This is a genomic window from Variovorax saccharolyticus (assembly GCF_030316765.1).
GTDB classification, from domain to species: domain Bacteria; phylum Pseudomonadota; class Gammaproteobacteria; order Burkholderiales; family Burkholderiaceae_C; genus Variovorax; species Variovorax saccharolyticus.
In genome coordinates, this window is record NZ_JASZYT010000001.1 from 124,294 (window position 1) to 144,614 (window position 20,321).

The 20,321-nt window shown below is 68.7% G+C and carries 20 protein-coding genes; 8 read left to right on the forward strand and 12 right to left on the reverse strand.

Annotation, left to right across the window (positions count from 1 at the left end; all coding sequences use genetic code 11):
- Positions 1 to 3: 3 nt before the first annotated feature.
- From QTI45_RS00630 to QTI45_RS00645, 4 genes are all read right to left on the reverse strand, one after another.
- Positions 4 to 855: an ABC transporter ATP-binding protein gene (locus QTI45_RS00630; RefSeq protein WP_286369270.1), complete on the reverse strand. Its 852-nt coding sequence runs from the start codon at positions 853 to 855 to the stop codon at positions 4 to 6.
- Positions 855 to 1,886, reverse strand: coding sequence for an ABC transporter substrate-binding protein (locus QTI45_RS00635; RefSeq protein ID WP_286653272.1), 1,032 nt, complete (start codon positions 1,884 to 1,886; stop codon positions 855 to 857). Before QTI45_RS00635 ends, QTI45_RS00630 begins: the two co-directional genes overlap by 1 nt.
- A 197-nt stretch (positions 1,887 to 2,083) precedes the next feature.
- Positions 2,084 to 4,384 carry an NADP-dependent malic enzyme gene (locus QTI45_RS00640; protein WP_286369272.1) on the reverse strand — a complete coding sequence of 767 codons (2,301 nt, stop codon included), beginning with the start codon at positions 4,382 to 4,384 and terminating at the stop codon, positions 2,084 to 2,086.
- Positions 4,385 to 4,419: 35 nt separating this feature from the next.
- Positions 4,420 to 5,649 (reverse strand): D-amino acid dehydrogenase, encoded by a 1,230-nt coding sequence (locus tag QTI45_RS00645; RefSeq protein WP_286369273.1) that lies wholly within the window; start codon positions 5,647 to 5,649, stop codon positions 4,420 to 4,422.
- Positions 5,650 to 5,858: 209 nt separating this feature from the next.
- On the opposite strand from QTI45_RS00645, the gene QTI45_RS00650 reads away from it, so the two are divergent.
- From QTI45_RS00650 to QTI45_RS00665, 4 genes are all read left to right on the forward strand, one after another.
- A complete protein-coding gene (locus QTI45_RS00650) occupies positions 5,859 to 6,746 on the forward strand; it encodes a transporter substrate-binding domain-containing protein (RefSeq protein ID WP_286369274.1) in 888 nt (295 codons plus the stop codon).
- Positions 6,747 to 6,765: 19 nt separating this feature from the next.
- Positions 6,766 to 7,515 carry an aspartate/glutamate racemase family protein gene (locus tag QTI45_RS00655; protein WP_286369275.1) on the forward strand — a complete coding sequence of 250 codons (750 nt, stop codon included), beginning with the start codon at positions 6,766 to 6,768 and terminating at the stop codon, positions 7,513 to 7,515.
- Positions 7,516 to 7,662: 147 nt separating this feature from the next.
- Positions 7,663 to 8,544, forward strand: a complete 882-nt coding sequence (locus QTI45_RS00660; RefSeq protein ID WP_286369276.1) for a ZIP family metal transporter — start codon at positions 7,663 to 7,665, stop codon at positions 8,542 to 8,544.
- A gap of 114 nt (positions 8,545 to 8,658) precedes the next feature.
- Complete coding sequence (locus tag QTI45_RS00665) at positions 8,659 to 8,889, forward strand: hypothetical protein (RefSeq protein ID WP_286369277.1); 231 nt, start codon at positions 8,659 to 8,661, stop codon at positions 8,887 to 8,889.
- A gap of 142 nt (positions 8,890 to 9,031) precedes the next feature.
- Here QTI45_RS00665 and QTI45_RS00670 read toward each other — a convergent pair whose 3' ends face one another.
- Positions 9,032 to 9,241: a dodecin gene (locus QTI45_RS00670; RefSeq protein WP_286369278.1), complete on the reverse strand. Its 210-nt coding sequence runs from the start codon at positions 9,239 to 9,241 to the stop codon at positions 9,032 to 9,034.
- A gap of 76 nt (positions 9,242 to 9,317) precedes the next feature.
- On the opposite strand from QTI45_RS00670, the gene QTI45_RS00675 reads away from it, so the two are divergent.
- Entirely contained in the window at positions 9,318 to 10,607 is a 1,290-nt protein-coding gene (locus QTI45_RS00675) for an alpha/beta hydrolase (RefSeq protein WP_286369279.1), read from the forward strand.
- Positions 10,608 to 10,619: 12 nt separating this feature from the next.
- Here QTI45_RS00675 and QTI45_RS00680 read toward each other — a convergent pair whose 3' ends face one another.
- The 7 genes from QTI45_RS00680 to QTI45_RS00710 form a co-directional block, all read right to left on the reverse strand.
- A complete protein-coding gene (locus QTI45_RS00680) occupies positions 10,620 to 11,216 on the reverse strand; it encodes a DUF3299 domain-containing protein (RefSeq protein WP_286369280.1) in 597 nt (198 codons plus the stop codon).
- A gap of 73 nt (positions 11,217 to 11,289) precedes the next feature.
- Entirely contained in the window at positions 11,290 to 12,552 is a 1,263-nt protein-coding gene (locus QTI45_RS00685) for an ABC transporter permease (RefSeq protein WP_286369281.1), read from the reverse strand.
- Entirely contained in the window at positions 12,549 to 13,253 is a 705-nt protein-coding gene (locus tag QTI45_RS00690) for an ABC transporter ATP-binding protein (RefSeq protein ID WP_286369282.1), read from the reverse strand. Before QTI45_RS00690 ends, QTI45_RS00685 begins: the two co-directional genes overlap by 4 nt.
- A 70-nt stretch (positions 13,254 to 13,323) precedes the next feature.
- Positions 13,324 to 13,869: a DUF2796 domain-containing protein gene (locus QTI45_RS00695; RefSeq protein ID WP_286369283.1), complete on the reverse strand. Its 546-nt coding sequence runs from the start codon at positions 13,867 to 13,869 to the stop codon at positions 13,324 to 13,326.
- Entirely contained in the window at positions 13,866 to 14,786 is a 921-nt protein-coding gene (locus QTI45_RS00700; protein ID WP_286369310.1) for a sulfurtransferase, read from the reverse strand. Before QTI45_RS00700 ends, QTI45_RS00695 begins: the two co-directional genes overlap by 4 nt.
- A 114-nt stretch (positions 14,787 to 14,900) precedes the next feature.
- Positions 14,901 to 15,833, reverse strand: a complete 933-nt coding sequence (locus QTI45_RS00705) for a DMT family transporter (RefSeq protein ID WP_286369284.1) — start codon at positions 15,831 to 15,833, stop codon at positions 14,901 to 14,903.
- Positions 15,833 to 16,984: an aromatic ring-hydroxylating oxygenase subunit alpha gene (locus QTI45_RS00710; RefSeq protein WP_286369285.1), complete on the reverse strand. Its 1,152-nt coding sequence runs from the start codon at positions 16,982 to 16,984 to the stop codon at positions 15,833 to 15,835. Before QTI45_RS00710 ends, QTI45_RS00705 begins: the two co-directional genes overlap by 1 nt.
- A gap of 180 nt (positions 16,985 to 17,164) precedes the next feature.
- On the opposite strand from QTI45_RS00710, the gene xseB reads away from it, so the two are divergent.
- The 3 genes from xseB to dxs are packed head-to-tail and all read left to right on the forward strand — an operon-like array spanning position 17,165 to position 20,244.
- Positions 17,165 to 17,428 carry an exodeoxyribonuclease VII small subunit gene (gene xseB, locus QTI45_RS00715; RefSeq protein WP_286369286.1) on the forward strand — a complete coding sequence of 88 codons (264 nt, stop codon included), beginning with the start codon at positions 17,165 to 17,167 and terminating at the stop codon, positions 17,426 to 17,428.
- Positions 17,425 to 18,345 carry a polyprenyl synthetase family protein gene (locus tag QTI45_RS00720; RefSeq protein WP_286369287.1) on the forward strand — a complete coding sequence of 307 codons (921 nt, stop codon included), beginning with the start codon at positions 17,425 to 17,427 and terminating at the stop codon, positions 18,343 to 18,345. Before xseB ends, QTI45_RS00720 begins: the two co-directional genes overlap by 4 nt.
- A gap of 15 nt (positions 18,346 to 18,360) precedes the next feature.
- The gene (gene dxs, locus QTI45_RS00725) at positions 18,361 to 20,244 is read left to right on the forward strand and encodes a 1-deoxy-D-xylulose-5-phosphate synthase (RefSeq protein ID WP_286369288.1); all 1,884 of its coding nucleotides are present in this window, start codon (positions 18,361 to 18,363) and stop codon (positions 20,242 to 20,244) included.
- The last annotated feature ends 77 nt before the right edge of the window (positions 20,245 to 20,321 follow it).

A 20,321-nucleotide genomic window follows, 5' to 3' on the forward strand; every position in this document is an offset into this window, starting at 1 on the left:
GGCTTACTGCGGGATCGCCGCCGGGGCCTTGGCGGCATCGGCGATCGCGTTGCTCCGGATGGCGCCGATGTGGCCGCGCAGCTCCAGCACGATGTCGGTGAATTCCTTGGTGTAGGTCAGCTCCAGCTCGCGCGGGCGCGGCAGCTCGATCTCGCGCTTGACCACGAAGCGGCCCGGGCTCTTGCTCATGACGTAGACCGTGTCGGCCAGGAACACCGACTCGCGCAGGTCGTGCGTGACCAGGATCACGTTGAACTGCTGCTCGGTCCAGAGGTCGCGCAGGATGCACCAGAGCTCCTCGCGCGTGAAGGCGTCGAGCGCGCCGAAGGGCTCGTCGAGCAGCAGCATCTTGGGCTCGTGGATCAGCGCGCGGCAGATGCTGGCGCGCTGCTGCATGCCGCCCGAGAGCTGCCACGGGAACTTGTCCTCGTAGCCGCCGAGGCCGACCTTCTGCAGCAGCTTGCGGGCCCGCTCGACGTACTCCTTGCGCTTGGCCTTGAAGGTCGAGCGGTAGGGCTCGACGATTTCCAGCGGCAGCAGCACGTTGTCGACCGTGGTGCGCCAGGGCAGCAGCGACGGCGCCTGGAAGGCCATGCCCGAGATCTTCAGCGGACCGGTGACCGGCTCGCCGTCGATCCGGATCTTGCCCATCGACGGCATCCTGAGGCCCGTCGTGAGCTTCATGAAGGTCGACTTGCCGCAGCCCGAAGGGCCGACGATGGCGATGAACTCGCCGCGCTTGACCTTCAGGTCGATCGCCTCGACCGCGAAGTGGTTGGCGCGCAGCAGTTCCTCGTTGTAGGCGAGCCAGACGTCCTGGAAATCGACGAAGGGCGCGTTGTCGGTCTCCGCCATCACTTGCGCAGAATGTTCAGCTCGGCCGAGGACGGCAGCAGCGAGCCGTTCCACACGGCGTCGGGGTTCACGCGGGTCTTGGTCGCGAAGGCGTCCGACACCTGCGAGGCCATCAGCGACAGCCGGCCGGCATTGACCTGGCCGAATCCCTCGGCGCGCGCGTCGGGTGTGTTCACCACGGTGTCGATCGCCAGCTTGAGGCGGCGCGTCTCGAGTTCGCTGTTGACGATGCCGTCGCGCGCCTTGATCGACTCGATCGCCACCGCCGGGCTGGCGATCACTTCCTTGGCGCCCTTGGTGAAGGCCGTGAGGAAGGCCTTGACCGCCGCCGGGTTCTCCTTGATGAGCTTGGGCGAGGCGATGATCGCGTTGCCGTAGAGCTTCACGCCGAAGTCGGGGTAGGGCAGGATCACGATGTCGGCCGCCTTGGCGCCGCGCGATTCGAGGTTCAGCAGCGAGGTGAAGGTGAAGCCCGTGATGGCGTCGATGTCGCCGCGCATGAGCATGGTCTCGCGCAGCGTCGGGTCCATCGCTGTCCAGTTCACCGCGCCGACGTTGTTGGCCTTGGCGAAGATCGGGAAGGCGCGGCGGCCGGCGTCGAACACCGGGGCTCCGAGCTTCATGCCCGTCAGGTCGGCGGGCTTCGTGATGCCGCTCTTCTTGAGCGCCATGACCGAGGCCGGCGTGTTGTTGTAGACCATCATCACCGCGACCGGCTTGTTCGGGCTGTCGGGGTTGTTGGCGTGGAACTCCATCAGCGCCGCCAGGTCGGCGAAGCCCATGTCGTAGGCGCCCGAGGACACGCGCGTGACGGCGCCGCCCGAGCCGTTGCCGGCGTCGACCGTGACGTCGAGGCCGCTGGCCTTGAAGTAGCCCTTGGCAGCGGGATGCGTGAAGAAGGCGCCGGGTCCCTCGAAGCGCCAGTCGAGCTGGAACTTGATCGGTGTCGTCGTCTGGGCCTGGGCGGTGGCCAGGCCGAGGCCGAGTGCCGAGACGGCGAGGAAGGTCTGGAGCAGGGCGCGCTTGTTCATTCAGGATTCCGTGAAAGATGGATGCACGGGATTCAAGCAAAAACGGTGCCGGCACGCGATTGGTGCGAACCCTTCCGGCCGTCCCATGCGGGTGCATGCGGTAACCGGGGGTTCATGGCTTCTCAGGGAGCCGGATGCAGAACGCCCCGTCGCGTGCACCGCGACGGGGCGTCCAGCTTGGTGCGCGCGCCCGGGTGCTAGCGCGGCGAGTTGGCGTCGGCCACCGCCAGCGCGGTCATGTTGACCACGCGCCGCACGGTCGACGACGGCGTCAGGATGTGGGCCGAGCCCTGCGCGCCCATCAGGATCGGGCCCACCGTCACGCCGTTGCCGCCGGTCATCTTGAGCACGTTGAAGAGGATGTTGGCGGCGTCGAGGTTCGGGCAGATCAGCAGGTTGGCCTCGCCGGTGAGCGAGGTCTCGGGCAGCGCCTTGAGGCGCACGTCTTCCGACAGGGCCGCATCGCCGTGCATCTCGCCATCGCATTCGATGTCGGGCGCCATCTTGGAGAACAGGTCGCGCGCGAGGCGCATCTTGCGCGCCGAGCCGCGTTCGGACGAGCCGAAGTTGGAGTGCGACAGGAAGGCCACCTTGGGCGGCAGGCCGAAGCGCCGCACCTCGTCGGCCGCCATCACCGCGATGTTGGCCAGGGTCTCGGCGCTCGGGTCTTCGTGGACGTTGGTGTCGGCGATGAAGAGGGTGTACTTCTCGAGCGTCAGCGCGTTGAGCGTCGCGAAACCCGGCGCGCCGCGCTTCAGGCCCAGCACCTGGTTCAGGATCTTGAGGTGGCTGTCGAAGCGCCCGACCAGGCCGCACAGCATGGCATCGGCGTCGCCCAGGTGCAGCATCAGCGAGGCGATGGTGGTGTTGGAGCGCCTCACCATGGCCTTCGAGGCCTCGGGCGTGATGCCGCGCCGGCCCATGATCTGGTGGTAGGTCTCCCAGTAGGTACGGAAGCGCGGATCGTCCTCGGGATCGACGCACTCGACGTCGCGGCCCAGGTTGATGTGCAGGCCGGCCTTCTTGATGCGGGCCTCGATCACCGCCGGGCGACCGATCAGGATCGGCTTGGCCAGGCCCTCGTCGACCGCCAGCTGGGCGGCGCGCAGCACGCGGTCGTCCTCGCCTTCGGCGTAGGCCACGCGCTTGGCGCTCGCCACCTTGGCGGCGCTGAACACCGGGCGCATGAACATGCCGGTCTGGTAGACGAAGCGCGTCAGGTGCTGGCGGTAGGTGTCGAGGTCTTCGATCGGCCGCGTGGCCACGCCCGAGGCCTGCGCCGCCTTGGCGACCGCGGGCGCGATGCGCAGGATCAAGCGCGAGTCGAAGGGCTTGGGGATGATGTAGTCCGGCCCGAAGGCGAGTTCCTGGCCGGCGTAGGCGGTGGCCACTTCCTCGCTGATGTCGGCCTTGGTGAGGTCGGCGATCTCGCGCACGCAGGCCAGCTTCATTTCTTCCGTGATCTTGCTCGCGCCGCAATCGAGCGCGCCGCGGAAGATGTAGGGGAAGCAGAGCACGTTGTTGACCTGGTTCGGGTAGTCCGAGCGGCCGGTGGCGATGATGCAGTCGGGCCGCACGGCCTTCGCCAGCTCGGGCCGGATCTCGGGCTCGGGGTTGGCCAGCGCCAGGATGATCGGCTGGCTGCCCATGCTCTTGACCATGTCCTGGGTGACCACGCCGGGCGCCGAGCAGCCCAGGAAGACGTCGGCGTTCTTCATGACGTCGGCCAGCGTGCGGTCGCCGCTGTCCTTCTGCGCATAGCGGGTCTTCGAGTCGTCGAAGCCGCCGGGCCGGCCGATGTAGATCAGGCCCTTGGAGTCGACCGCGTAGATGTTGGCCGGCTTGGCGCCCAGGCCCACCATGACATCGAGGCAGGCGATGGCTGCGGCGCCGGCTCCCGAGACCGCGATCTTGACGTCCTCGATCTTCTTGCCGACCAGCTCGAGGCCGTTGATGAGCGCCGCCGCGGAGATGATCGCGGTGCCGTGCTGGTCGTCGTGGAACACCGGGATGTTCATGCGCTCGCGCAGCTTCTTCTCGATGTAGAAGCACTCGGGCGCCTTGATGTCCTCGAGGTTGATGCCGCCCAGCGTGGGCTCGAGCGCGGCGATGATGTCGACCAGCTTGTCGGGGTCGGTCTCGGCCAGCTCGATGTCGAAGACGTCGATGCCGGCGAACTTCTTGAACAGGCAGCCCTTGCCTTCCATCACCGGCTTGCTGGCCAGCGGGCCGATGTTGCCCAGGCCCAGCACCGCGGTGCCGTTGGTGACCACGCCGACGAGATTGCCGCGCGAGGTGTACTCGGCCGCCAGCGAGGGGTCGGCCTCGATGTCCAGGCAGGGGTAGGCGACGCCGGGCGAGTAGGCCAGCGACAGGTCGCGCTGGTTCAGCAGAGGTTTGGTGGGCGAGATCGAGATCTTGCCCTTGACGGGCGATCGGTGGTATTCCCGTGCGGCATCGCGCAATGCTTCTTCGGCGGGGGAGAGGGTGTTGGCCATCGTTGTCTCCTTGCTGTCTTGGCTCAGGGTAGAGGCTACCCCAAAGTGGCCGGCGCGGGGACCAGCGCCTCGCCCACCCGCAGCGCCGAGCCGAAAGCGAGCGTGAAGCCCAGCGCGCCGTGCCCGGTGTTGAAGATCATGTTGGACGGCGCGCCCTCGAGCCGGCCGACGATCGGCACGCCGGTCGGCGTGGCTGGGCGCATGCCGGTCCAGGGGTGCAGCGCGTCCAGCCGGCCGGCCCGCGGGAACACCGCGCGCGTGGCCTCGGCCAGGGTGTCGATGCGGGCCGCGGGGATGCTCGCATCGTGTCCGACCAGCTCGGCCATGCCGGCGACGCGCAGGCGCGAACCGATGCGCGCGAAAACCACCTTGCGGGCGCTGTCGGTGACGCTCACCTGCGGCGCGGCGCCGGGCGCAGGATCGACGTCGACCGTGATGCTGTAGCCCTTGAGCGGGTAGACCGGCAGGTAGGCGCCGAGTTGGCGGCCGAGCCGGTGCGAGGCGGTGCCCAGCGCCATCACGAAGGCATCGGCCTCGATGCTGCCGCCGGCCGTCTGCACCGCAGCCACGCGTCCGCCGCGCACATCGAAGCCGTGGATCTCGGTATCGAGCAGGAAGCGCACGCCGCGGGCATCGAGCGCCCGCACGAGTTCGCTGCAGACCTTGAGGCAGTCGGCCGCACATTCGCTGGGCGTGTGGACCGCCCCCGCGATCTGCGCGCGGTAGTCCGCCAGCGCCGGTTCGAGGGCGACGCACTCGTCGGCGGTCACCAGGCGCTGCTGGCTGCCCATCGCGCGCTGCAGTTCGAGCTGCCGCTGGGCACCCGCCAGCGACGCCGCTCCGCCATAGAGCACCAGCTTGCCGGTGGCCGAGAAATCGCAGTCGGGCCCGATGTCGGCGCGCATGGCCTCGAAGGCTGCGCGGCTTTGCGCCGCCAGCGCCAGCAGGCTGGCGGTGCTGTCGCGCGAGGTGCGGGCGTTGCAGGCGGCCAGGAAGGCCAGCGCCCAGCGCCATTGCAGGGGGTCGAGTTGCGGGCGCAGCTTGAGCGGCGAAGAGGGCGAAAGCAGCAGCTTGGGCAACTGCCTCCAGATCGACGGGTCGGCCAGCGGCTGCACGTAGGAATAGCTCAGCTGGGCGCCATTGCCGCCGCTGGCTCCGGCGCCGGGCACGGCGCGATCGATCACGCTGACCTGGAAACCCTCGCGGTTCAGGTGCCAGGCGGTCGCCAGGCCGACGATGCCGGCCCCCAGCACGCAGACGTGCATGACGCTTTCCTCTCGCTGTTCTGTGGAGGGTCGACTCTAGGCCGGCAGCCGCGGATCGGGAAATGCCAAAAGCACCGCGGCCCATAGCCAAAGCGCATGGCATGGCCAGCCCATGACTTTTGGTCATGGCCGATGGTGCTAAAGGAATTGTGAGCGGCGGGCGAATGATTCCTACACTCCCTCACCTTCAAAAACTCGAAAGGGCTCGCATGAAATTCACCGCATCGATGGCAGCGGTTCTGCTCGCTGCCGCCGCCACCACGGCCGCCCAGGCCGCCGACACCCTGGCCAAGATCGCCGAGACCGGCAAGATCACGCTGGCCTACCGGGAGTCCTCGGTGCCCTTCAGCTACCTCGAGGGCTCCAACAAGCCGATCGGCTTCTCGGTCGACCTGTCGAATGCGGTGGTCGAGGCGGTCAAGAAGAAGCTCAACAAGCCGAACCTCGAAGTGGCGTTGACGCCGGTGACTTCGCAGAACCGGATTCCGCTGATCAGCAACGGCACGGTCGACCTCGAATGCGGCTCGACCACCAACAACACGGCCCGCGCCAAGGACGTCAGCTTTGCGATCAACCACTTCTATACCGGCACCCGGCTGCTGGTGAAGAAGTCCTCGAAGATCAAGAACTACGCCGACCTCGCGAAGAAGACCGTGGCCAGCACCACCGGCACGACCAACGCGCTGGTCATGCGCAAGTACAACACCGACAAGAACCTCGACATGGACATCGTGCTCGGCAAGGACCACGCCGACGCCTTCCTGCTGGTCGAGAGCGACCGCGCGGTGGCCTTCGCGATGGACGACATCCTGCTGTTCGGCCTGATCGCCAATGCCAAGAACCCGGCCGACTTCGAGGTGGTGGGCGATGCGCTGCAGGTCGAACCCTACGCCTGCATGATGGCCAAGGACGACCCGGCCTTCAAGAAGCTGGTGGACGACACCTTCATCGGCCTCATGAAGAGCGGCGAGTTCGAGAAGATGTACACCAAGTGGTTCCTGCAGCCGATCCCGCCCAAGGGCGTGCCGCTGAACCTGCCGATGGCGCCGCAGCTGCGCGAGAACATCCAGTCGCCGAGCGACAAGCCGGCGACCTGAGCGCGGAGCCCGGCATCCCATGCGCACGCCGCAGACCGTCGGCATTCTCGGTGGCATGGGCCCGGCAGCGGGCGCCGACTTCGTGCGCCTGTTCGTCGAGGCCTGCGCGGTGCTGCTGCGGGCGCGCGGCCAGGCAGTGGGGGACCAGGCGTTCCCGGAGCACTGGCTGGCCCAGGTGCCGGTGCCCGACCGCAGCGAGGCGATCGAATCGGCGCAGCTCGGTGCGCACCAGCCGCTCGAGCCGATGCTGCAGGCGCTGGGCCGGCTGGCCGCCCTGGGCAGCCGGGCGGTGGCCATCGCCTGCAACACCGCGCACGCCTGGCACGAGACGCTGCAGCAGCGCTTTCCCCAGATCGAGGTGCTGCATGTGGCGCGCGAAGTCGCGGCCCACCTCGCCGCGCGCGGCGTGCAGGGCGCCGCGCTCATGGCAACCGAGGGCACCTACCGCATCGGTCTCTACGAGCAGGCGATGGCCCGCGCCGGCATCGCCTGCCACCTGCCACGCGAGGACGAGCGCCGACTGCTCATGCGCGGCATCTACGAGGGCGTGAAGGCCGGAGACAGGGCGCTGGCCCGTTCCTGTTTCAGCCGGGTGGCGCTGCAACTGGCGCAACGGCACGGGCCGGTCGCGATCGTCATGGGCTGCACCGAGATCCCGCTCGGCCTTCAGGGCGCCGACGAGGTCGAGCGCCTGGACCTGCTGGATCCGGCGCAGGTGCTGGCGTCGGCGCTGGCCTCCCGTGCCTACCACCTCGGGGCAGCCCCTTGACACGGTTGATAAGATGACGAAAGCCCCCCTGGCCACCCGGCACCCCGGCCGCCAGGGCGTCGCGATTCGCCGTGTGCCCCGAAGCGGGTCGCGCGAAAGCCGTCCTCGAGGCGGCTTTTTGTTTTTGCCCTGTTGCGCAACGCCGTCATGAATTTGTTAGCCATCATCGCCGCGACCCTGGTCGCCGGCATCGGAAGTGTCTGGATCGCCGCGCTGCTGCTGCGCGTGGGCGTGCGCAGCGGCGCCGGCGGCGTCAATCCGCAGCATCTGCTGAGCCTGGCCGCGGGCGCCTTGCTGGCGACCGCCTTCATGCATCTGCTGCCGGAGGCCTTCGAAAGCCGGATCGAGCCGGGCGTGCTGTTCGGGGTGCTGCTGTTCGGCCTGGTCTTCTTCTTCCTGCTCGACAAGGCGGAGCTGTGGCACCACGGGCACGAGCATCACCATGGGCATGAAGGCGGCCACGGCCACGACCATCACGGCCATGCGCATGACCATTCGCACGACCACGCGCATGCGCCTCGGGGCGGTGGCGGCTGGGCCGTCCTCACCGGCGACAGCGTGCACTGCTTCGGCGACGGCATCCTGATCGCCTCGGCCTTCGTCGCCGACCTGCGCCTGGGGGTGGTGGCCGCGATCGCGGTGCTGGCGCACGAGGTTCCGCACCACATCGGCGACCTCGTCGTGCTGCGCCAGAGTTCGACCAACCACCGGGCGGCGCTGGTCAAGGTGTCGCTGGCCGGCACCATGACCGCCCTGGGCGGCCTGGCCGGCTGGTGGCTGGTCGACCAGCTGCACGGATGGCTGCCGTACTTCCTGGTGCTGGCGGCCAGCAGCTTCGTCTACGTCGCCTTGGCCGACCTGATCCCGCAGTTGCAGAAGCGCCTGCCGGCGCGCCAGACCGCGCTGCAGATCGTCTGGCTGGTGGCCGGCATCCTGCTGGTCACGCTGGTGAGCCGGCTGGCCCATGCCGACCACGACCACGAGGGCGCCGACCACGGCCACGTCCACGAGTCCGGCCACACCCACTGATTGGACACACGGCGCGCTTTCTGACAAGCTACTTCCCCCTTTGCCGATGAGGCTGATTCGGCAGCAGGTGCACAGTGGGTGCATCATGCAAGGCAGTCATCCAGGAGTCAGATCATGATCAGCGCCGAGCCTCCTCCACGGTCCGCCGATGCCGCCGAAGAACCCGAGATCGACGAAGCCGACGACGCTTTGCCCGAAGAGGAGGAAGAATTCGATTCCGAGGCCGAAGCCACGGACGAGCTCTCCGACGAGACCGGCATCGACCTCACCGACGCCAGCGAACTCGACGCCGACAACGTGCCGGCGGACGAGGAATTCGATCGGGTGATGCAGGCGCCGGATTAGTTGCTCGCCCCCAGGTTGCCCGGCACTTCGTGTCCGGGCGCCCACCCCCTGCCGGGGGCAACACCAGCGGCCTGGCAAAGCCAGTTCCGCGGTGTTTCACCAACAAGGCCGGGCTTCGCCGGCCTGCTCGCGGGGTCTGCTTTCAGTCTTCCAGGGTGAAGCCCACTTTCAGCGTGACCTGCCAGTGGCCGACCTTGCCGTCGACCACGTGGCCGCGGGTCTCGGTGACCTGGAACCACTGGATGTTGCGCACCGATTCGCTGGCCTTGGCGATCGCGCGGCGCACGGCGTCGTCGCTGCTGGTCGGCGAGGAGCCGGTGAGTTCGAGTAGCTTGTAGACGTGATCCGACATGGGGGTCTCCTTTTTTGAGAGACGCCATGGTGGCACGTCCGGGGCGGTCTGTGGAGGCTCCCTATACTTCCGGCGCATGCGCAACCTCGAACTCGGAACATTCGGAATCGCCAGGACGGCCGCGGTCCTTTCCATGGTGCTGGCCTCGGTCCTGCTGGCCGGCTGCTATGCACCGGTGCGGCTCATGCCCACGCCGGTGAGCTTCAGCAACGGCGATGTCGATCCCTTCGAGCAGATCGGCGAGAAGCTCAAGTCCACCGAGGTTCCGGTGCTGTACGCCACCAACCGGCTGGCGCTGATCGAGCAGCCGGAGCCGGTCCACACCATCGTGCCCACCGACGACCTGCGCATGGGGGTCGCGCATGTCCGGGTCGGCGACGAGACGCTCGACTGGGAGACCCTGCACCGCCTGTCCACCAGCGCCGATCCGGACGAGCGGCCGATCGTCCACCTGGAACGGCTCGAGCAGCTGGCCGTGCTGCGGTCCAACGAAGAAGTGAAGAACTCGCCCGAGGCCAAGGCCTTCTTCGCGCTGGTGAACAAGGCCCTGGCCGCCAGCCCCAACAGCGAGCTGCTGATCTATGTGCATGGCTCCAACAACACGGTGCCGCGCGCGGCGGCGCAGGCGGCGCAGTTCCGGCACTTCACCGGACGGCGCATGGTCGTGCTGGTCTTCATGTGGCCGTCGGCGGGCTCGATCCTGCGCTACCTGACCGACGTCAGCAACGCGGCCAGCACGGTCGAGCCCTTCGCACGGATGGTCGAGCTGCTGGCAGAGAACACGACGGCGTCGAAGATCGACGTGCTGGCCTACAGCGCCGGCGCGCAGGTGCTGAGCCCGGCACTGGTGCGCCTGGGCACGCCGCGGCCCGGGGAGTCGCGCGAGCAGCTGCAGCAGCGGCTGCGGCTGGGCCAGATCTATTTCGCGGCGCCGGACATCGACACCCGCCGCTTCGTGACCGAGCTCGGCGGCTACATCGACATCATCGAGCGCGTGAGCATCGCGGCCAACCTCAACGATTCGGTGCTCCGCTTCGCGGCCATCGTCGGCCGGGCGTCGCGCGCAGGCCGGCCCGATGTCACCGAACTGGACGAGGAGCAGACCCGCTTTCTGGTCGAGGCTTCGCGCAAGCTGCGCTTCGACCTGATCCGCGTCGACCCGAAGGACATCCCCAACCTGCCGGAGAGCTCGCACGCGTTCTGGTACGACGATCCATGGGTCAGCGGCGACATGCTGGCGCAGTTTCTTCTGAATGCGCCGCCGCCGCGCCGCGGGCTGGACGAGCAGACGACGCCGGGCGGGGCGCGCTACTGGCGCTTCCCGGCCGACTTCTACGACCGGATCTACCGCCTGTTCAGCCGCTGAGGGCGGCGCCGGCTACTTCGGGCTGCCCGTGTACTTGGTGACGCTGTCGGCCGTGACCTGGTAGCCGCTGACGCCCATCATCGAATCGTTGCGCACCGTCTGGAGCTTGCCTGTGACCCAGACGGTGTCCATGGCGCGGAACTTCGCACCCTGTTTCGGGCGCACGTGCAGGATCTGGTTGGCCGGCGGCGGCGGCGTGTGGATGCAGGCGCCGAAGTAGGGCACCAGCAGGAACTCGGTGATCTCGCCCTTGTTCTCCTCGAGCGGCACGATGAAGCCGGGGATCTTCACCTCGACGCCGTTGAGCGCCGGGTTGGTGGGTGCGTTGTTCGACACTTCCTGCAGCTTCATGAGCAGCTCGTTGGCGCGCGGGTCGCTGTCGTCGAGCTTGCTCAGGTCCATGCCCTTGAGTTCCTTCATCGGATCCCAGTCCTTGGGCACCAGCTCTTCCCAGCTGATGAGCCGGGGCTGGCCCGGCGCGGGCTTGGCTTCCGCGGCCTTGCCGCCGAGCGGCTGGGTCGGCGAAGTGGCCTGCGGGGCGGGGCCGGCAGCGAAGGCGGTGCCGGCGACGACCAGCGAGAGCAGCGTGAGGAGAAGGGGACGGGTCATGATGGTCTATTCTGGCTGGTTGAGGACAGAGCAAAAACTGCTGTGCAGTTTCTTGCTCTGTCCCGCAAGGTATTCAGATTCTGGGTGAAAGCCCATCGGCGAGCGACAGCCGGTAGGCCCGGATGCCCGGCAGCAGGCTGGCGAGCCAGCCCGCAGCGACCAGGCTCGCGAGCAGCAGCCATTCGTTGTGCGTAGGTTCGGACAGCCGCAGCGCGAGTCCGAAGTGCGATTGAAGCCATGGCGACAGGAAGGCGATGCCGAGCACCGCCGCCAGGACGCCGAGCGCCACGCCCAGCAGCGTCACGAGGGCGCCCTCGAGCGCCAGCAAGGCCAGCACATGGCGCAGGCTGGCGCCCACGGCCCGCAGCACGGCCAGTTCGCGGCGCCGCTCGTTGAGGCCGGCCATCACCACCGACACCAGGCCGGCCAGGCTCACCAGCGCGACCAGCGCCGACATCAGCAGCAGCGCCCGCTCGCCGACGCCGACCACGCTCCACAGTTCGTCGAGCGCCACGCCCGGCAGGATCGCCATCAGCGGCTCGCCGGCATAGGTCGAGACCCAGCGCTGGACCGCGAACACCGCGGCCCGGTTCTTCAGCCCGACCATCACCGCGGTCACGTTCTTCGGCGTCAGGTCGAACTTGCGCACCTGCTCGGCCGGAATCTTGAGCCCGGGCATCGGCGCGCCGCTCATCCATTCGAGATGGATCGCCTCCATCGCCTCGAGTCCGATGTGCACCGTGCGGTCGACCGGCGTGCCGGTGCGTGCGAGCACGCCCACCACGGTGAAGGGCTTGTCGGCATGCTCGGCGACGTTGAGCTCGCCGCTGCCATGCGCGAGCGTGATCTGCTGGCCGACTCGGTAGCCCAGCGCGTCGGCCACTTCGGCCCCGACCACCGCGTCGAACAGCTCGGCGAAGGGCCGGCCCTCGCGCAGCTGCAGCGGCTGGCGGTTGCCGTAGCGGAAATGCTCGAAGTAGGCCGGCGTGGTGGCCAGCACCGAGAAGCCGCGGTGCGAGTCGCCGAGCGACAGCGGCACCACCCAGGCCACGCCCGGGTGCGCGGCCAGCGCCTGCACGCTCTTCCACTGCATGTTGTTGGTGGCGGCGCCGATGCGGAACACCGAGTACAGCAGCAGCTGCGTCGAGCCGGTGCGGGCGCCGACGATCAGGTCGGTGCCGGACACCGACGAGGAAAAATTCTCGCGCAGTTCGGTGCGGATGCGCTCGACGCCGAGCAGCAGGAAGGTCGACAGCGCGATCGACAGCACGGTGAGCGCGAGCGTGAAGCGCCGGTTCCACGCGCTGCGCCAGGCGATCTGGAACAGCGCGGTCATCGGGATGCCTCCGAAGCCGCGCGATTGATCTCGGGCAGCAGCACATGGCGCGAGAAGCGGCCGGCGATGCGCTGGTCGTGGCTCACGAAGACCAGTGCGCTGCGGTTCGCCTCGCAGGCCGCGAGCAGCACGTCGAGGAAGGCTTCGCGGCGGTCCTCGTCGAGCGCCGAGGTGGGCTCGTCGGCGATCACCACCTCGGGGTGGCCGATCAGCGCCCGCGCCGCGGCCACGCGCTGCTGCTGGCCGACCGACAGCTGCATCGCCTGGCGCGGCCACAGGCTGCGCTCCAGGCCCATGCGGTCGAGCAGTTCGCCGGCCTGCTCGCGTGCGGCGCCGTCGCGCGAGGCCCGTGCGCTGCGCCGGGCCGAGAAGCGGCACGGCAGCAGCACGTTGTCGAGCACGCTGAGATAGGGCAGCAGGTTGAACTGCTGGAAGATGTAGCCGACATGTGCGACCCGCGTCCGGTCCCGGGCGGTGCCCGAGAGCTGGGCCCAGTCGTGGCCCAGCAGCCGCACCTGGCCGGCGTCGGCGATCAGCACGCCCGCCAGCAGCGACAGCAGCGTGCTCTTGCCGCAGCCGCTCGGGCCATGCAGGAACACGGCCTCGCCGGCGGCGACCTCGAAGCGCTCGATGTCGATGCAGGGGTGCGGGGCGCCGGGCCAGCAAAAGCGCAGCGCCGCTGCCGAAAGGACGAAGCTCACCGCAGGACCTTCGCGTGGCGGCAGCGCTTCGCAGCGCGCCTTCGGAGCGGCCGGGCGGCTCTTGGCCGCGTCATTTGTTCCAGGCCAGCCGTGTCGCCGGCCGCTTCAGCGTGCGCTTGAACTGGCCCTGCGGCGCGGCGATCTGGGCCTCGATCTGGCGCGGTCCCTTGAAGGCGTTGAAGAGATCGATGTCGATGAACTTGGCGGCCGCCGTGTTGGTGCAGTTGAAGGCGAAGCTGCCGTCGAGGTCGGCGTGGCCTTCGCCGGCGCCTTCCTCGTTCTTGCCCAGGCCCAGCGCCGAGGAACGCAGCGTGACCGGGCCGAGCTTGCAGTTGGCGGCCGGGTCGATCTTGAACAGCTGGGCGCCGGCGCGCAGCTGCGCGATCGCGTCCTCGGCGGTCTTCTTCTCGGCGTCGGTGCGCGGCGCGCGTTCGAAGCCGACGAAGTTGTCGAGCGGGGATTCCATCGCGATCACGATGGTCGGGCCGTCGATCACGATGTCGAGCCTGACCTGCCCGTGCACGTGGGCCGCCGGGCTCTGTGCCGATGCGGCGAAGGGGGCGGCCAGGAAGGCGCTGAGGGCGAAGGTGAAGAAGGGCCGTCGGAACAGGTTCATGCTTGGGTGCCTTGCCGGGTCGGCAGCCCCGGCGTGTTGCTCCACTCGCTCCAGCTGCCGGCATAGAGCGCGGTCGGCCCGAGGCCCGCGATCTGCATGGCGAGCAGGTTGGGCACGGCGCTCACGCCGCTGCCGCACTGGTGGACGACCGTCGCGGGATCCCGGCCCGCCAACAGGTTCTCGAACTCGGCGCGCAACTGCGCGGCCGGCTTGAACTTTCCGTCGGGACCGAGGTTCTCGGTGAAGGGCCGGTTCAGGGCCCCCGGGATGTGACCCGCGATCGGGTCCAGAGGTTCCACCTCGCCGCGATATCTTGCGGCGGCGCGGGCGTCGACCAGCGTCTGGCCGGCCTGTTCGAGCCGCGCCGCCACCGTCGGCGTGTCGACCAGCTTCAGCAGCGGCTCGCCGGCGACGAAGTTCGACTGGAAGTGCGTCGGCTCCTCGCGGCTCGTCACCTCGCCGCCGGCGGCCTGCCAGGCTTGCAGGCCGCCGTCGAGCACGGCGACGGCCTCGTGGCCGATCCACTTCAGCATCCACCAGAGCCGGCCGCAGTAGTTGGCGCCGTTGCGGTCGTACACCACGGCCTGCATGCCGTTGGCGAAGCCGACGCTCGACAGCCAGGTGGCGAAGCGCTCGCGGCTGGGCAGCGGGTGGCGCCCGCCCGAGGCCGGCGGGCCGTCGTCCTGGGCGATCACCACGCCGCGCGCGCCGGGTGCGCCGTGCTTCGCGCTCAGGTCGGTGTCGAGGTTGGCATAGACGGCGCCCGGGATGTGGGCCGTGCGGTAGAGCTGCGGGCCGGCGTCGGGCTTCATGAGCTCGAAGCTGCAGTCGAACACCATCGTCGACGCTGCGCTGCGGTCGAGCAGGGCCTTGAGTTGCTCGGCGGTGATCAGGGTGGTGAAGGGCGGGTTTTGCATCATGGCCTCGGCGAAAAGCAGATTGTCCAACGATATCCGCGCTCTTTGCCTCTTTGCCCGCTCGTGAAACACCGCGGAACCGGCTTCGCCGGGCCGCTGGCCCGATGTGCGAGCCTAGTGCTCTTCGGCCGGTGCCTTGGGCAGCGAGCGCTGGCGCAGCACGGTGGCGGCGATGCCGCTGCAGACGATCAGCGTCATGCCGGCCCAGCCCGCGGCGTCGATGCGGTCGCCGAACAGCAGCACGCTGTAGATGGCGGCGAAGACGATGCCGGAGTATTGGAGATTGGCGACCAGGAGCGTCCCGCTCTCGGTCTTGGCGCTGGCGTAGGCGCGGGTCATGCAGAGCTGGCCCAGCGCCGCCAGCACGCCGACCGGCAGCAGCCACGCAGCGTGGCCCCAGGTCCACTGGTCCCAGGGCGTGGCCCCGCCCAGCAGCGTGCCGAAGCCGCCGGCCACCGCGGAGCCGACCGCGAAATAGAACACCGTGCGCGCCTCGGGTTCGCCAAGCCGCGACAGGGCCACCACCTGCATGTAGGCGAAGGCCGCCGTCAGGCCCGACAGCAGCCCCATGAGCCCGGCGAAACCCTGGTTGTCGCCCACCGTGGGCTTGAGCATCAGCACCACGCCGCCGAAGCCGGCCAGCACCGTCAGAACCAGCGGGCCCTGCAGCGGCGGCCGCGGCAGCTTGCCGTCGCGGCCCGGCACCGGCACCCAGGCCAGCAGGGCGCCGCCGACCAGGAAGGCCGCGATCCAGACGCTGCTCATGTAGTTGAGCGTCATCGCGGTGGCCAGCGGCATGTGGGCGATGGCGAAGAACCAGGCGCCCAGCGAGACCACGCCGATCAGGCTGCGCCAGGCATGCATGCCCGGGTAGCGCGTGGCCAGCGTGACACCGCGGCTGCGCGCCAGCACCCACAGGAACACGATACCGATCAGGCCGCGGTAGAAAACCAGTTCGGCGCTGGAGAACCAGGCCGAGGCGAACTTCACGCACACGCCCATGGTGGCGAAGATCAGTGCGCCCAGCACCATCCAGAGAGCCTGCATCAGACGCTGACTGGGGGGGAGCTCATTTCCCTGCGGTACCACTCGTGGAACTGCTGCATGCCGTCTTCCATCGGGCTCTGGTAGGGACCGCTCTCGTCGTCGCCGCGCAGCATCAGCGCGCGGCGGCCGGCGTCCATGCGCTCGGCGATCTCGTCGTCCTCGACGCAGGTCTCCATGTAGGCCGCCTGCTGGGCTTCGACGAACTCGCGCTCGAAGGCGACGATTTCCTCGGGATAGAAGAACTCGACCATGTTGAGCGTCTTTTGCGGACCGACCGGATGCAGCGTCGAGACCGTGAGCACGTGCGGATACCACTCGACCATGACGTGCGGGTAGTAGCTGAGCCAGATCGCCCCGTAGCGCGGCGGGTTGCCGTTGCGGTACTTGAGAAGTTGCTCCTGCCAGCGCTGGTAGACCGGGCTGCCGGCGCGGCCGAGCCGGTTGGCCACGCCCACGGTCTGGACCGAGAAGTGGTGGCCGAATTCCCAGCGCAGGTCGTCGCAGGTGACGAAGCTTCCCAGGCCCGGATGGAAGGGCCCGACGTGGTAGTCCTCGAGGTAGACCTCGATGAAGGTCTTCCAGTTGTAGTTGCACTCGTGCAGTTCGACGCGATCGAAGGCGTAGCCTTCGAAATCGAGGTCGAGGCGCGGACCGATGCGGGCCAGGTCGGCGGCGACGTCGCGGCCCTGGCTGTCGGCGTTCTGCTCGAACAGCAGCCCGTTCCACTCGCGCAGCGGATAGTTGTGCAGGTTGAGGCAGGGGTCCTGTTCGAAATGCGGCGCGCCGATCAGCGTGCCGGTGGTGCGCGGGTCGGCGGCGGCGTAGGTCCAGCGGTGCAGCGGGCAGACGATGTTGCCGCCGGACCTGGCGTCGAGCTGGCCGCGGCCTTGCAGGATCAGGGCCTGGCGGTGGCGGCAGACGTTGGAGATCAGTTCGACCCCCTTCGGCGTGTGCACCAGCGCGCGGCCTTGCTGCTCCTGCGGCAAGGTGTGGAAGGTGCCGGGTTCGGGCACCGCGAGGCGATGGCCGACGTAGCGCGGCCCGTTGGCGAACAGCGTTTGCAGCTCGCGGGCGTAGAGCGCCTCGTCGAAGTACGCGGAAACCGGAAGTTGGCTCGAGGCCTGCTGCAGTTGAAGACTTAAATCAGACATGGGTGACCTGACCAAGCTCCCCACAGGGAGAAAGAGATGAAACGGAAGGCTGCCGTCGAAGGTACAGACGGCCCGGAGGAGGGCGCCGGCAGGGCCGGCTTTGGGAGACGGCGATTGTACCCTCGGCCATGCATCCCCGCCCCCCGCCCTAAAATGGCGCGTTTCACGCCAAACTCCTGAATGCCCAAGGTGCCTTCCTCCCCATCGGCCGCCGTGCCTGACTTGCCCGACGCCAGCGCCCTGCCCGCGAGCTACGAAGCCGGGCTCCAGGAACTCGAACAACTCGTGACCGAACTCGAATCCGGGCAGTTGCCGCTCGACCAGCTGCTTGGCAGCTACCAGCGCGGCGCCGCGCTGCTGGCCTTCTGCCGCGAGCGGCTGCAGGCGGTCGAAGACCAGATCAAGGTGCTCGACGCAGGCAGCCTCAAGGCCTGGGCCGAATGAGCCGCGCGGATGCCCTGCGCTGGGATGCGGCGCGCCTGTCCGCCTGGAGCGAACCCCATCTGGCGCGGGTCGAGGCCGCGCTGTCGAAATGGGTCGGCGTCGACGCCCCGGCGCAGCTCGGCGACGCGATGCGCTATGCGGTGCTCGACGGCGGCAAGCGGCTGCGGCCGCTCCTGGTCTTCGCCGCCAGCGAGGCGGTCGGCGGCCGGCCCGAGGCGGCCTTGCGTGCGGCCTGCGCGGTCGAGCTGATCCATGCCTACTCGCTGGTGCACGACGACCTGCCGTGCATGGACAACGATGTGCTTCGCCGCGGCAAGCCGACGGTGCATGTGAAGTTCGGCGAAGCCGGTGCCCTGCTGGCCGGCGACGCCCTGCAGGCGCTGGCCTTCGAGCTCCTCACGCCGGCCGGCGACGAGGTGGCGCCCGCGGTGCAGGCCCGGCTGTGCCGCCTGCTGGCTGGTGCGGCGGGCAGCCAGGGCATGGCGGGCGGCCAGGCGATCGATCTCGCCAGCGTCGGCCTGGCCCTCGACGAGGCGCAGCTGCGCGAAATGCACCGCCTCAAGACCGGCGCACTGCTGCAGGGCAGCGTCGAGATGGGCGCGGCCTGCGGCGATGAATCGACCTCGCCCGCGACGCCGGCCGCGCTGCGCGACTATGGCGCGGCCGTCGGGCTGGCCTTCCAGGTGGTCGACGACATCCTCGACGTCGTCGCCGATTCGGAAACGCTCGGCAAGACCGCCGGCAAGGATGCCGCCAGCGACAAGCCGACCTATGTCTCGCTGCTCGGCCTCGAAGGCGCGCGTGCGCAGGCCCGCGAACTGCTCGCGCAGGCGCTCGCCGCCCTCGATCGCAGCATGCTGGCCGACACCGGCGCCTTGCGGGCGCTGGCCTGCATGGTCGTGGATCGCGATCGATAACAACAAGACACCCCCATGGCTCCGCTGCTCCCCACTCTCCACGATCCTTCCGCGCTGCGCCAGTTCGACCGCGCGCAGCTCAAGCAACTGGCCGACGAGGTGCGCACCTGCGTGCTCGACAACGTGTCGCGCACCGGTGGCCACCTGAGTTCCAACCTCGGCACGGTCGAGCTCACGGTCGCGCTGCACCATGTCTTCAACACGCCGCACGACCGGCTGGTGTGGGACGTGGGCCACCAGACCTATCCGCACAAGATCCTCACCGGCCGGCGCGAGCGCATGCCGACCCTGCGCCAGCTCGGCGGCATCTCGGGCTTTCCGCAGCGCAGCGAGAGCGAGTACGACACCTTCGGCACCGCCCATTCGTCGACCAGCATCTCGGCCGCGCTCGGCATGGCGATGGCGGCCAAGCAGAAGGGCGAGGACCGGCATTCGGTCGCGATCATCGGCGACGGCGCGCTGACCGCCGGCATGGCCTTCGAGGCGCTCAACAATGCGGGCGTGTGCGACTGCAAGCTGCTGGTGATCCTGAACGACAACGACATGTCGATCAGTCCTCCGGTCGGCGCGCTCAACCGCTACCTCGCGCAACTCATGAGCGGCAACTTCTACGCCGCCGCGAAGAACGTCGGCAAGAGCGTGCTGCGCGCCGCGCCGCCGCTGTTCGAGCTGGCCAAGCGCTTCGAGCAGCATGCCAAGGGCATGGTGGTGCCGGCCACGCTGTTCGAGCAGTTCGGCTTCAACTACGTCGGGCCGATCGACGGCCACGACCTCGATTCGCTGATCCCGACGCTCGAGAACCTCAAGCATCTCGAGGGTCCGCAGTTCCTGCACGTGGTCACCAAGAAGGGGCAGGGCTACAAGCTGGCCGAGGCCGATCCGGTGGCCTACCACGGACCCTCCAAGTTCGATCCCGCGGTCGGCCTCGTCAAGCCGGCCACCGCGCCGAAGCAGACCTTCACGCAGGTCTTCGGCCACTGGCTGTGCGACATGGCGGCGCAGGACGGCCGGCTGGTCGGCATCACGCCCGCGATGCGCGAAGGCTCGGGGCTGGTGGAGTTCGAGCAGCGCTTTCCCGGCCGCTACTACGACGTCGGCATCGCCGAGCAGCACGCCGTGACCTTCGCCGCCGGCCTGGCCTGCGAGGGCCTCAAGCCGGTGGTGGCGATCTACTCGACCTTCCTGCAGCGCGCCTACGACCAGCTGATCCACGATGTCGCGATCCAGAACCTGCCGGTGGTGTTCGCGCTCGACCGTGCCGGCCTGGTGGGGGCCGACGGCGCCACCCATGCCGGTGCCTACGACATCCCGTTCCTGCGCTGCATCCCGAACATGAGCGTGGCTTGCCCGGCCGACGAGGCCGAGTGCCGGCAACTGCTGTCTTCCGCCTTCGAGCAGAACCATCCGGTGGCGGTGCGCTATCCGCGCGGTGCCGGCGCCGGCGTCGCGCCGCATCTCACGCTCGATGCCTTGCCCTTCGGCAAGGGAGAGATCCGCCGCGAAGGCAGCCGCATCGCGATCCTGGCTTTCGGCACCTTGCTGTATCCGGCGCTCAGCGCCGCCGAGGCGCTCGACGCCACGGTGGTCAACATGCGCTGGGCCAAGCCGCTCGATGTCGAACTGCTGCTGCAGGTCGCGGCCGGGCACGATGCGATCGTCACGCTCGAAGAGGGCGCACTCATGGGCGGTGCCGGCAGTGCGGTGCTGGAGGCGCTGCAGGCGGCCGGCGTGCAGAAGCCGGTGCTGCAACTGGGCCTGCCCGACCGCTTCATCGAGCACGGGGATCCGGCCAAGCTGCTGGCCGGCATCGGCCTCGATGCCACGGGCATCGAGCAGTCGATACGGACGCGGTTCGACAGTGGGAGTTCCGCAGGGAAAACCCCCCCCGGCGGCTTGTAAGCGCTTTTTACAATCGCTGTCGACCCAAAAAGTCATTGACGCGGCCACAAGCCGCGTTGTCGTTTTTCCCATGCACT

Excerpts from the sequence above, each read along its gene's own strand:
- QTI45_RS00630 (WP_286369270.1), bottom strand. The coding sequence starts at position 855 with ATGGCGGAGACCGACAACGCGCCCTTCGTCGATTTCCAGGACGTCTGG.
- QTI45_RS00635 (WP_286653272.1), bottom strand. The coding sequence starts at position 1,886 with ATGAACAAGCGCGCCCTGCTCCAGACCTTCCTCGCCGTCTCGGCACTC.
- QTI45_RS00640 (WP_286369272.1), bottom strand. The coding sequence starts at position 4,384 with ATGGCCAACACCCTCTCCCCCGCCGAAGAAGCATTGCGCGATGCCGCA.
- QTI45_RS00645 (WP_286369273.1), bottom strand. The coding sequence starts at position 5,649 with ATGCACGTCTGCGTGCTGGGGGCCGGCATCGTCGGCCTGGCGACCGCC.
- QTI45_RS00650 (WP_286369274.1), top strand. The coding sequence starts at position 5,859 with ATGAAATTCACCGCATCGATGGCAGCGGTTCTGCTCGCTGCCGCCGCC.
- QTI45_RS00655 (WP_286369275.1), top strand. The coding sequence starts at position 6,766 with ATGCGCACGCCGCAGACCGTCGGCATTCTCGGTGGCATGGGCCCGGCA.
- QTI45_RS00660 (WP_286369276.1), top strand. The coding sequence starts at position 7,663 with ATGAATTTGTTAGCCATCATCGCCGCGACCCTGGTCGCCGGCATCGGA.
- QTI45_RS00665 (WP_286369277.1), top strand. The coding sequence starts at position 8,659 with ATGATCAGCGCCGAGCCTCCTCCACGGTCCGCCGATGCCGCCGAAGAA.
- QTI45_RS00670 (WP_286369278.1), bottom strand. The coding sequence starts at position 9,241 with ATGTCGGATCACGTCTACAAGCTACTCGAACTCACCGGCTCCTCGCCG.
- QTI45_RS00675 (WP_286369279.1), top strand. The coding sequence starts at position 9,318 with ATGCGCAACCTCGAACTCGGAACATTCGGAATCGCCAGGACGGCCGCG.
- QTI45_RS00680 (WP_286369280.1), bottom strand. The coding sequence starts at position 11,216 with ATGACCCGTCCCCTTCTCCTCACGCTGCTCTCGCTGGTCGTCGCCGGC.
- QTI45_RS00685 (WP_286369281.1), bottom strand. The coding sequence starts at position 12,552 with ATGACCGCGCTGTTCCAGATCGCCTGGCGCAGCGCGTGGAACCGGCGC.
- QTI45_RS00695 (WP_286369283.1), bottom strand. The coding sequence starts at position 13,869 with ATGAACCTGTTCCGACGGCCCTTCTTCACCTTCGCCCTCAGCGCCTTC.
- QTI45_RS00700 (WP_286369310.1), bottom strand. The coding sequence starts at position 14,786 with ATGCAAAACCCGCCCTTCACCACCCTGATCACCGCCGAGCAACTCAAG.
- QTI45_RS00705 (WP_286369284.1), bottom strand. The coding sequence starts at position 15,833 with ATGCAGGCTCTCTGGATGGTGCTGGGCGCACTGATCTTCGCCACCATG.
- QTI45_RS00710 (WP_286369285.1), bottom strand. The coding sequence starts at position 16,984 with ATGTCTGATTTAAGTCTTCAACTGCAGCAGGCCTCGAGCCAACTTCCG.
- xseB (WP_286369286.1), top strand. The coding sequence starts at position 17,165 with ATGCCCAAGGTGCCTTCCTCCCCATCGGCCGCCGTGCCTGACTTGCCC.
- QTI45_RS00720 (WP_286369287.1), top strand. The coding sequence starts at position 17,425 with ATGAGCCGCGCGGATGCCCTGCGCTGGGATGCGGCGCGCCTGTCCGCC.
- dxs (WP_286369288.1), top strand. The coding sequence starts at position 18,361 with ATGGCTCCGCTGCTCCCCACTCTCCACGATCCTTCCGCGCTGCGCCAG.